This is a genomic window from Streptomyces sp. WM6372, from assembly GCF_001279655.1.
GTDB lineage: Bacteria > Actinomycetota > Actinomycetes > Streptomycetales > Streptomycetaceae > Streptomyces.
In genome coordinates, this window is the sequence record NZ_LGDB01000028.1 from 1 (window position 1) to 10,049 (window position 10,049).

10 protein-coding genes are annotated in these 10,049 nt (G+C 72.1%); 7 read left to right on the top strand and 3 right to left on the bottom strand.

Annotated elements, in window-relative coordinates:
* The first annotated feature begins 167 nt into the window (after positions 1-167).
* Together ADK52_RS04795 and ADK52_RS04800 are read left to right on the top strand one after the other, a co-directional pair.
* Positions 168-950: an SDR family oxidoreductase gene (locus ADK52_RS04795; RefSeq protein WP_053688532.1), complete on the top strand. Its 783-nt coding sequence runs from the start codon at positions 168-170 to the stop codon at positions 948-950.
* A gap of 49 nt (positions 951-999) precedes the next feature.
* A complete protein-coding gene (locus tag ADK52_RS04800; RefSeq protein ID WP_053688533.1) occupies positions 1,000-3,561 on the top strand; it encodes a bifunctional FO biosynthesis protein CofGH in 2,562 nt (853 codons plus the stop codon).
* 100 nt (positions 3,562-3,661) lie between these two features.
* On the opposite strand, the gene ADK52_RS04805 is transcribed toward ADK52_RS04800, so the two are convergent.
* The gene (locus tag ADK52_RS04805) at positions 3,662-4,756 is read right to left on the bottom strand and encodes a tyrosine-protein phosphatase (protein WP_053688534.1); all 1,095 of its coding nucleotides are present in this window, start codon (positions 4,754-4,756) and stop codon (positions 3,662-3,664) included.
* 548 nt (positions 4,757-5,304) lie between these two features.
* On the opposite strand from ADK52_RS04805, the gene ADK52_RS04810 reads away from it, so the two are divergent.
* From ADK52_RS04810 to ADK52_RS04820, 3 genes are all read left to right on the top strand, one after another.
* Complete coding sequence (locus tag ADK52_RS04810; protein WP_053688541.1) at positions 5,305-6,546, top strand: ADP-ribosylglycohydrolase family protein; 1,242 nt, start codon at positions 5,305-5,307, stop codon at positions 6,544-6,546.
* Between the two features lie 73 nt (positions 6,547-6,619).
* Positions 6,620-7,480 carry an LLM class F420-dependent oxidoreductase gene (locus ADK52_RS04815; protein ID WP_053688535.1) on the top strand — a complete coding sequence of 287 codons (861 nt, stop codon included), beginning with the start codon at positions 6,620-6,622 and terminating at the stop codon, positions 7,478-7,480.
* Positions 7,481-7,539: 59 nt separating this feature from the next.
* Positions 7,540-7,788 (top strand): hypothetical protein, encoded by a 249-nt coding sequence (locus ADK52_RS04820; protein WP_053688536.1) that lies wholly within the window; start codon positions 7,540-7,542, stop codon positions 7,786-7,788.
* Positions 7,789-8,005: 217 nt separating this feature from the next.
* On the opposite strand, the gene ADK52_RS04825 is transcribed toward ADK52_RS04820, so the two are convergent.
* Entirely contained in the window at positions 8,006-8,248 is a 243-nt protein-coding gene (locus ADK52_RS04825) for a type II toxin-antitoxin system VapB family antitoxin (RefSeq protein ID WP_053688537.1), read from the bottom strand.
* A 44-nt stretch (positions 8,249-8,292) separates the two neighbouring features.
* Positions 8,293-8,718, bottom strand: a complete 426-nt coding sequence (locus ADK52_RS04830; RefSeq protein ID WP_053688538.1) for an ATP-binding protein — start codon at positions 8,716-8,718, stop codon at positions 8,293-8,295.
* A 127-nt stretch (positions 8,719-8,845) separates the two neighbouring features.
* Between ADK52_RS04830 and ADK52_RS04835 the strand changes: the two genes are divergently transcribed.
* Entirely contained in the window at positions 8,846-9,682 is an 837-nt protein-coding gene (locus tag ADK52_RS04835) for a helix-turn-helix domain-containing protein (RefSeq protein WP_053688539.1), read from the top strand.
* Positions 9,679-9,924: a DUF397 domain-containing protein gene (locus ADK52_RS04840; RefSeq protein ID WP_053688540.1), complete on the top strand. Its 246-nt coding sequence runs from the start codon at positions 9,679-9,681 to the stop codon at positions 9,922-9,924. Before ADK52_RS04835 ends, ADK52_RS04840 begins: the two co-directional genes overlap by 4 nt.
* The last annotated feature ends 125 nt before the right edge of the window (positions 9,925-10,049 follow it).

The following is a 10,049-nucleotide window of genomic DNA, read 5'->3' on the forward strand; positions in this document are numbered from 1 at the left end:
GGGCGGGGGGCCGGGGGTTCCGGGGGCGGCGACGGGGGCGGGGGGCTGGGGGTTCCGGGGGCGCCGACGCGGCCGGGGGCGCCAGGGCGCCAGGGGCTTCCCTCCGCGGGCCGCAGGCCCTAGCCTGACGGGCCGTCAGATACATCCCCTCGCCGGGAGGCACGCGCATGCTGCTGCAAGGGAAGACCGTCATCGTCTCCGGCGTCGGGGCCGGGCTGGGGCACCAGGTGGCCGCCGCCGTCGTACGGGACGGCGGGAACGCCGTGCTCGGAGCGCGGACCGAGGCCAATCTCGCCAAGTCGGCCGCCGAGATCGACCCCGACGGAGCCCACACCGCCTACCTGCCGACCGACATCCGCGACGAGGGGCAGTGCGCGGCGCTCGCCGCCCTCGCGCAGGAACGCTTCGGGGGGATCGACGCCGTCGTGCACGTGGCAGCCTGGGACTCGTACTTCGGGGGGCTCGAAGACGCCGACTTCGGGACCTGGTCGCAGATCATCGACGTCAACCTGCTGGGGACGCTGCGGATGACCCGGGCCTGCCTGCCCGCGCTCAAGGGGCGGGGCGGGTCCGTGGTCATCGTGGGGACGCAGTCCGCCGTGGCCGCGCCCAACGAGGTGCAGCAGGCGGCCTACGCCGCCTCCAAGGGGGCCCTGACCTCCGCCATGTACTCCATGGCCCGCGAGCTCGGGCCGCACCGCATCCGGGTCAACACGGTGCTGCCGGGATGGATGTGGGGGCCGCCCGTGCAGGCGTTCGTCACCTTCACCGCGCACACCGAGGGGGTTCCCGAGGCCGAGGTGCACCAGCGGCTGACCGACCGGATGGCACTGCCCGACCTGGCCACCGACGGGGACGTCGCCGACGCCGCCGTGTTCCTCGCCTCCGACCGGGCACGGGCGATAACCGGCCAGTCCCTGCTGGTCAACGCCGGTGAGCTGATGCGATGACGGCCCGGAGCCCCCTCGGCGGGCCGGCGTCGGATCGTATGCTCACCGCATGACTCCGACCGACAACGCGATGCGCAGGGCGCTCCGCCGGGCCCGCGACGGCGTCGCACTCGACGCGACCGAGGCGGCCGTGCTCCTCCAGGCGCGCGGCGAGGACCTCGAAGACCTCGCCGCCTCCGCCGCCCGGGTCCGCGACGCCGGCCTCGCGGCCGCCGGGCGGCCCGGCGTCATCACGTACTCGAAGAGCGTGTTCATCCCGCTGACCCGCCTGTGCCGCGACAAATGCCACTACTGCACCTTCGCGACCGTCCCCGGCAAGCTCCGCCGGGCCGGCCACGGGATGTACATGTCCCCCGACGAGGTGCTCGACATCGCCCGCCGGGGCGCCGCGCTGGGCTGCAAGGAAGCGCTCATCACCCTCGGCGACAAGCCCGAGGAGCGCTGGCCCGAGGCGCGGGAGTGGCTTGAGGCGCAGGGGTACAGCGACACCATCTCCTACGTGCGGGCCATCTCCATCCTGATCCTGGAGGAGACGGGCCTGCTGCCCCACCTGAACCCGGGCGTGATGTCGTGGGCCGACTTCCAACGGCTCAAGCCCGTCGCCCCCTCGATGGGGATGATGCTGGAGACCACGGCCACGCGCCTGTGGTCCGAGCCCGGCGGCCCGCACTTCGGCTCCCCCGACAAGGAGCCGGCCGTACGCCTGCGGGTGCTTGAGGACGCCGGTCGGTCCTCCGTGCCCTTCACCTCCGGGCTGCTCATCGGGATCGGGGAGACGTACGAGGAGCGCGCGGAGTCCCTGTTCGCGCTGCGCCGGGTCTCGCGCTCGTACCACGGCGTGCAGGAGCTGATCATCCAGAACTTCCGCGCCAAGCCGGACACGGCGATGCGCGGCATGCCCGACGCCGAGCTGGACGACCTCGTCGCCACGGTCGCCGTCGCCCGGCACATCATGGGCCCCTCCGGCTGTCTGCAGGCGCCGCCCAACCTGGTCGACGGGGAGTACGCGCGGCTGATCCGGGCCGGCATCGACGACTGGGGCGGCGTCTCGCCGCTGACCCCCGACCACGTCAACCCCGAGCGGCCCTGGCCGCAGATCGACGTACTGGCCGAGCAGTCCGCGGCGGCCGGCTTCGAGCTGCGCGAGCGGCTCTGCGTGTACCCGGAGTTCGTGCAGCGCGGCGAGCCGTGGCTGGACCCGCGGCTGCTGCCGCACGTACGGGCCCTGGCCGATCCCGAGACGGGTCTCGCGAACCCGGACGCCGAGGTCGTCGGCCACCCCTGGCAGGAGCCGGACGAAGGGTTCGGCTCGTACGGGCGCACCGACCTGCACGCCAGCATCGACACCGAGGGCCGTTCCGCGGACCGGCGCGAGGACTTCGACCACGTCTACGGGGACTGGGAGGCGCTGCGCGAGGCGGCGGCCCCCGGCATGGTCCCCGAGCGCATCGACACCGACGTGCGGGCGGCGCTCGCGCAGGCCGCCGACGATCCGACGCGGCTGAGCGACGAGCAGGCGCTGGCGCTGCTGCACGCGGACGGCCCCGCGCTGGACGCGCTGTGCCGGATCGCGGACGACCTGCGCAAGTCCGTGGTGGGCGACGACGTCACGTACATCGTCACGCGGAACATCAACTTCACGAACGTCTGCTACACCGGCTGCCGCTTCTGCGCGTTCGCGCAGCGCCGTACGGACGCCGACGCGTACACGCTGTCGCTGGACCAGGTCGCCGACCGGGCGCAGCAGGCGTGGGACGTGGGCGCGGTCGAGGTGTGCATGCAGGGCGGCATCCACCCCGACCTGCCGGGGACGGCGTACTTCGACATCGCGCGCGCGGTGAAGAAGCGGGTGCCAGGGATGCACGTACACGCGTTCTCCCCGATGGAGGTCGTCAACGGGGCCACGCGGACGGGGATGTCCGTACGGGAGTGGCTGACGGCCGCCAAGGAGGCCGGACTGGACTCCATCCCGGGCACGGCGGCGGAGATCCTGGACGACGAGGTCCGCTGGGTGCTGACCAAGGGCAAGCTGCCGACGGCGGACTGGATCGACGTCATCACGACCGCGCACGAGCTGGGGATCCGGTCCTCGTCGACCATGATGTACGGGCACGTGGACCAGCCGCGGCACTGGCTCGGGCACTTCCGCACGCTCGCCCGGATCCAGGAGCGGACGGGCGGCTTCACGGAGTTCGTGACGCTGCCGTTCATCCACACCAACGCCCCGGTGTACCTGGCGGGCATCGCCCGGCCCGGTCCGACCGTCCGCGACAACCGCGCGGTGACGGCGATGGCCAGGATCCTGCTGCACCCGCACATCACCAACATCCAGACGAGCTGGGTGAAGTTGGGCGCGGAGGGTGCGGCCGAGATGCTGCGGTCGGGTGCCAACGACCTCGGCGGCACGCTGATGGAGGAGACCATCTCCCGGATGGCCGGGTCGAGTTACGGCTCGTACAAGTCCGTACGGGACCTCATCGCGGTCGCGGAGGCCGCGGGCCGGCCCGCGAAGGCGCGTACGACGCTGTACGGGGAGGTACCGCAGGAGCGCATGGAGGCGGCCCGCTCCTCGGACGGGCATCTTCCGGAGCTGCTGCCGGTGCTGGACTGAAGGGAATCGCGGAATCGCGGCAACGCGGCAACGCGGCAACGCGGACGGCCCGGCCGGGGGCGATCCCGGCCGGGCCCTCCTCTCGGTCCGATCGCTCTGATCAGCCGACGAGGAGGTCCTTCTTGAGCTGCTTGAGCTCGCGGGCGTCGATGCCGAGCCCGTCCTTCAGGTAGCGGTCGAAGGTGCCGTACTCGGCCTTGACCTCGTCGTAGCCGGAGTTCAGGTACTCGGCGCGCACGTCGAGCATCGGCTTGTAGACGGCGGCCTGCTGGGCCGGCAGGTGCGACAGGACGGCGTCGTTGGCGGCCTTGCGGTAGTCGTTGCTGGCGAGGTAGTCGGCCATGACGGTGTCGCTCGGCACGCCGAGGGCGGTCAGCAGGGTCGCGTCGGCCCAGCCCGTACGGTCCTTGCCGGCGGTGCAGTGGAAGAGGACGGCGCGGTCGCGGTCGCGCTCCAGGCCCTCGAAGACCTGGCTGTACGCCTTCTTGCCGCCCTCGCCGCTGACCATCGCCTTTTCGGCGTCGACCATGGCCTTGACGGCCTCGTCGGGGGACTTCGGCAGGGCCTGGAAGGAGCCGGAGCCCGCGAAGACGTCGGCGACGGTGTACGTGGCACCGGCCGGGACCTTGTCGGGGTCGGTGGTGCGCTCGCTCTCCATGCGGAGGTCGAAGACGGTCTTGACGCGCAGGCGCTGGAGCTTGGCCAGGTCGGCCGCGGTCAGCTTGCTGAGGGCGTCGGAGCGGTAGACCTCGCCCATCTTGACCCACTGGCCGGTGGTGGTGCGGTAGCCGCCCGCGTCGCGGAAGTTGACCGCTCCTTCGAGCTTGACGAGGCGGTCGGCGAGGCGCAGGCCCTCGCCGCGGTCGGCCGTGAAGTCGAACCACTGGCGGTCGGCGGCGGGCAGTCCCGACACGACGGCGGTGCCCTGGGCGCCGCCCTTGGCGACGACCTTGCCGTTCGCCTTGATCTCGACCCGCTTGGTGCCCGGGGCGTTCCACTTCAGCGTGAAGCGGCCGTCCGCGCCGGCGGTGACGGTCGCCTCGGTGAAGGGGATGGAGGTGCGGCTGTGGTGGTGGCCGGTCCAGGGGAGTTCCCAGCCGGTGGAGGCCGAGGCGGCGGTGGCGGCGGGGGCTGCGACCAGGGAAGCGGTGAGCGCGGAGGCGACGACGGTCGCGGCGAGGAGTGCCTTCTTCATGCCCCTGAGGCTGTTGGCCGCCGGAGAACTCTGCATGAACGAGACATGGCCTGAACCGACCGGCTCCAAGGCGAGTGGCAAAACGTGCCACTTGTCGATCAAGGCGCGCCACCTGGGCGTCTCCTGGCCGTTTCGGACCGGATGTGAAAGAGATGTCGCGGGACCGGAGTACGGAATCCAGCCGTTCCGCCCGCGCACACGGCCTGCTGGACGCCCTGGTTCCGGATTCGATCAGACGTGTCCATTACAGTGCGCGCCAGAGCATGCCGGGGCGGGGCAGGGGGATCGCGATGGACGACACGACGACCGAGAAGCACTCGATACCGGCCGGCACCGGGAACGGGACCGGTACCGGCACGGGGACCGGGCTCAGTACCGGCACCGGGAGCGGGCTCGACACCGGCACGGGGAGCGGGCTCGGCACCGGGCTCGGCACCGGGCTCGGCGTCGGGCCCGGAGTCCGGGCCGGGGGCGGAGCCGACGCCGCGGGCGGAGCAGACACCGCGGGCGCGCCCCGCATCGCGGGCGGAGCCGCGGCCGCGGCCGGGATCGCGGCCCGCGTCGGACGCGGCCCCGGAGCCGCGAACGGCCGCGCTCCCGGCGGAACGCTCGGCGGGCGGGCCGGAGTCCTCGCCGGGCTCTGGGGCCGGGCCGAGCAGCAGGACTTCCGCAGCCGCGTCCGCGGCGCGCTCCTCGGTTCCGCCGTCGGCGACGCCCTCGGCGCCCCCGCGGCCGGACTCTCCCTCGACGCCCTCCGCGAAGCCCACGGCCCGCAGGGCCTGACCGGGCCCGCCCCCGGCCCGCACGGGCCCCGCGGCACGGTCACCGCCGCCACCCAGCTCACCCTGTTCACCGTCGACGGGCTGATCCGCGCCCACGTACGCCGGGACACCGGCGCCTGGCACCCGCCGACCGACATCCACCGCGCGTACCTGCGCTGGGCCGCCACCCAGCACGACTGGGGCCCCGACGAGCGCCGCAAGGACAACGGCTGGCTCGCGCAGCAGGAGTGGCTCTACGCCCGCCGCGGCCCCGACCGCGCCTGCCTGACCGGCTTCGCCGACGACGTCCTCGGCACCCTCGACCAGCCGAAGAACCCCACCGCCCGCGACGCGGCCGCCGCCGCCCGCTCCGCCCCCTTCGGCCTGCTGGTCGGCTGGGAGCCCGGCCTGGTCCTCCAGCTCTCCACCGAGTGCGCGGCGCAGAGCCACGGCCACCCCGCCGCGTACCTCACCGCCGGCGCCTTCGCCGTCATCGTCCACGGCCTGACCCGCGGCGACTCCCTCGACGCGGCCGTCCAGCGCGCCCTCGGCCTGCTCGGCGCCCGCCCGGGCCACCAGGCCGTCACCGACGCCCTCCAGCGAGCGCTCGCGGCCGTCCCGCAGGGCCCGCCCTCCGCCGACTCCGTCACCGCCCTCACCCTCGCCCTCGCCCCGGGCGACGGCGACGGCCACCGCGACGGCCACCGCGACGGCCACGCCGCCGAGCAGACCCTCGCCGTCGCCGTCTACTGCGCGCTCGTCGCCGAAGACGTCCCGCACGGCCTGCGCCTGGCCGTCAACCACGGCGGCGACTCCACCGCCGCCGGCGCCCTCTGCGGAGCCCTGCTCGGCGCCCTGCACGGCGAGACCGCCCTCCCGGGCGCCTGGCTCGCCGACCTCGAAGGCCGGGCCACCCTCCTGGAACTCGCCGACGACTTCGCCCTCGAAATGACCCAGGGCCCCTCCCTGCACGGCCCGAAGGTCCCCTCCACCGGCTGGCAGACGCGCTATCCCGTCGGCAACAGCTGACGCCCCCTCAACAATCCGACGCACAGGCCGTAGCGTGGCCCTCCATCGAAGAGCCACGGAGGTGCCCCCAGCCATGCGGATCGCCACGACCGTCTTCCTGACCGACCACACCATCTCCCCCGTCCGCCTCGCCCGCGCCCTGGAGGAGCGCGGGTTCGCCGGGCTCTACCTCCCCGAGCACACGCACATCCCGGTCACCCGCGACACCGCCGCGCCCATGGGCGGCGAACTCCCCGAGATGTACGGCCGCACCCTCGACCCCTTCGTCGCCCTCGGCCAGGCCGCCGCCGTCACCGAGCGGCTCGCCCTCGGCACCGGCATCACCCTCGTCACCGAGCACGACCCCATCGCCCTCGCGAAGCAGATCGCCACGCTGGACCACCTCTCCGGCGGCCGCTTCACCCTCGGGATCGGGTACGGCTGGAACGTCGAGGAAGCCGCCGACCACGGCGTCGAGTGGCGCACCCGCCGCGAGCTGGTCCGGGACCGGATGGCCTTGATGCGCGCCCTGTGGGCCCCGGAACCCACCGCGTACGTCGGCGAGTTCTCCTCCGTACGGCCCAGCATGGCCCACCCCAAGCCGGTCCTGCCCCCGCGCGAGCTCGGCTCCGGCCAGCTTCTCCACGGCCCCCGCACCCTGATCGGCGGCTCGGCCGGCCCGAAGCTCTTCGCGGCCATCGCCGACCACGCCGACGGCTGGCTCCCCATCGGCGGGGGCGGCCTCACCGAATCCCTGCCCGTGCTGCGCCAGGTCTGGGAGACGGCGGGCCGCGACCCGAAGAACCTCCAGGTGGTCCCGTACGCGGTCCACCCGAACCCGGGCAAGCTCGCCCACTACGCGGACCTCGGCATCGAGGAGGTCGTCGTCCAGCTCCCGCCGGCGGAGGAGCCCGAGATCCTCCGCGTCCTGGACGACATGGCGCAGTACCTCTAATTCGTTCGACTCGGGCGCGCGGGCAGCCGGATGATGCCCCCGAAAGGGGGCTGATCCACATGCCGGGCCAGCAGAAGCGCAAACGGAGCAGGGAACGCGCCCACCGCCGGGCGCAGGCCGTACGCGGCCACTGGGAACCGCTGTTCTCGACGCAGGAGCACGCGGAGATGAAGGAGTACGCCCGCCGCCTCATCACCGAGGGCAAGGTCACCGACCCCGAGAGCCTGCGGATCGACCAGTTCTGCGGCCGCCTCACCCACCCGACGACCTACCGGGTGAGCGTCTTCGTCCCGGAGGACCGCGCCTGAACGGCCGACGGGAGAGCGGGCCGGTTCGCGAGCCCGACCGGCGACGCGGCACGCTCAGTCCGCGATGCGCCGAACGGGCTGCCCCGTGATGCGGGCGATGGTCTCGAAGTCCGCGTGTTCCCCACGACTCCGGAAGTGACCGGCTCGTCCCATGCGGGAGCGGCCTGCCGGGGGTGGAAACGGATGAACGCGCTCGTGTCGATCAGGTAGTTCTCGCTCACGCGGCCGATCGCCGTCCCGGCGCATGCGCGTCGCCGCCATCGCCGCCATCGATCGTCGAGAAGTCGATCTCGCCGTCGACGACCATCTGCCTCATCCGCTCCACCGCAGCCGCTCTGCGGCGTCGATCGGCGATCTCCCGCAGGGCGGCGTTCACGGTGTCCCGCTTGGTCGTGGTGCCGAGGTGCCGCGCGGCTTCCGCCAGGGCCTCGTCGTCCAGGTCGATCACCGTGCGGGACATCACGGCCTCCAGGCTGGGCGTATCTACGATTCCCGAAGGAGGTATCACCGTCGGCCGAGCTCGGCCCAGACCGTTTTGCCGATCACACGGTCCGCGACCCCCCAGTCGGCGGCGACGGCATCGACGATCCGCAGGCCGTAGCCGCCCTCGGCCTGGTACGCGGGCGGCTGGAGCGCCGGCCGGCGCTCCCGGCGGGCGTCGGACACCTCGATGCGGAGCACGCCCCCGAGGAGCGTCAGTTTGAGCTCGAAGTCCCGGCCGGCGGCATTCCCGTGGGTGACGGCGTTGGCAGTGAACTCGGCGACGATCCGCTCCGCGTCCTCGGAGAGCGGGGTGCGGTGCGGGATCCCCCAGTCGTGCAGCTCGACCATGGCGAGACACCGCGCGAGGCGGGCACCCCGCCGGGTGCTGCTGAAACGCTGAGTGAACACGCGTACGAGGGTCTGGGCGGGGCCCGAGGGTGCGGTCATGGGAGCAACGTGCCGGGTGGGCAGGGCAGTTCCCAGAAAGCCGACCGCTACTTTTCATCTGTACGAGTTGACGCTCTGGACAGTAGCGGTCACCGCCCGTGAACCTGGCCTCCGGGAGGTGACCGCGATGGCGAGCCATGAGGACAGCGGTGACGGCGAGGTCGAGTCGGACAGCGACCTGCGGAACTTCGGGGAAACCGTGAAGGCCTTCCGCAAACGCGCGGAACTCACTCAGGAGCAACTGGCCGAACGTGTCCGGTACTCGGTCCAGTACGTCGGCTCGGTCGAGCAGGGCCGACGACAACCGTCGGTGAAGTTCGTGAACCGGTCGGAGGAGGCGCTGGACGCCTTCGGCGTCATCCGCATCGCCGCAAGGCGGCTACAACGGGAACGGGGGCTTGCGTCATGGTTCAGGCGCTGGGCGGAACTGGAGGATGTCGCCGTGGCACTCAATACGTATGAGTGCCGGTCGATTCCAGGTCTGTTACAGACCGAGGCCTACGCGCGCGCCCAGATCGACAACGTCCCTCCGCTGGCCACACCGGATGAGGTCGAGGCCCGCATCGCGGCTCGCGCCGAACGACAGAAGCTCCTGAAGCGCACCCCGTACATCGCCTTCAGCTTCATCATCGAGCAGGCGGTGATCGAACGACAGACCGGCGGAGCAGAGGTCACACGAGAGCAGATCGACCACCTGCTGGAGTGCGCGCAACTACCCAACGTCGATGTCCAGATCATGCCTACGATCCAGCCTTGTCACGCGGGCACCGATGGCCCCTTCCAGCTCCTTGAAACCGAGGACAACGAGTGGCTGGGCTACAGCGAGGGACAGAAGACGGGCTTCGTCATCTCTGACGCAAAGGCCATCAGCGTGCTCCACCAGCGGTATGCCAAACTTCGTATCCAGGCCCTCAACCCTGCTGACAGCGTGGGCCTGTTGATGCGAATGCGAGGATCCCTGTGAACAGCTCCCAGTTGCAGTGGTTCAAGAGCAGCTACAGCGGCAGCGAGGGAGACGACTGCATCGAAGTCGCCCTCTCCTGGCACAAGTCCACCTACAGCGGCAGCGAGGGCGACAGCTGCGTCGAGGTCGCCGCATGCGCCGACGCCGTCCACATCCGGGACTCGAAGCTGACGGCGAGCCCGGAGTTGGCCGTGCACCCCGCGACCTGGACGGCATTCCTCGGCGGGGTCACCGGAGCCTGAGCTCTGGCTTGCCGGCATCAGAGGGGGTCCGGGGGTTTCCCGACAGTCCACTGTCCTTCCGGTGCGGTCCGGGCCGTCAAGGGCGCTCCCTGCGGTCGCGTCGCTTCGCGATGTCGCTGCGCTCC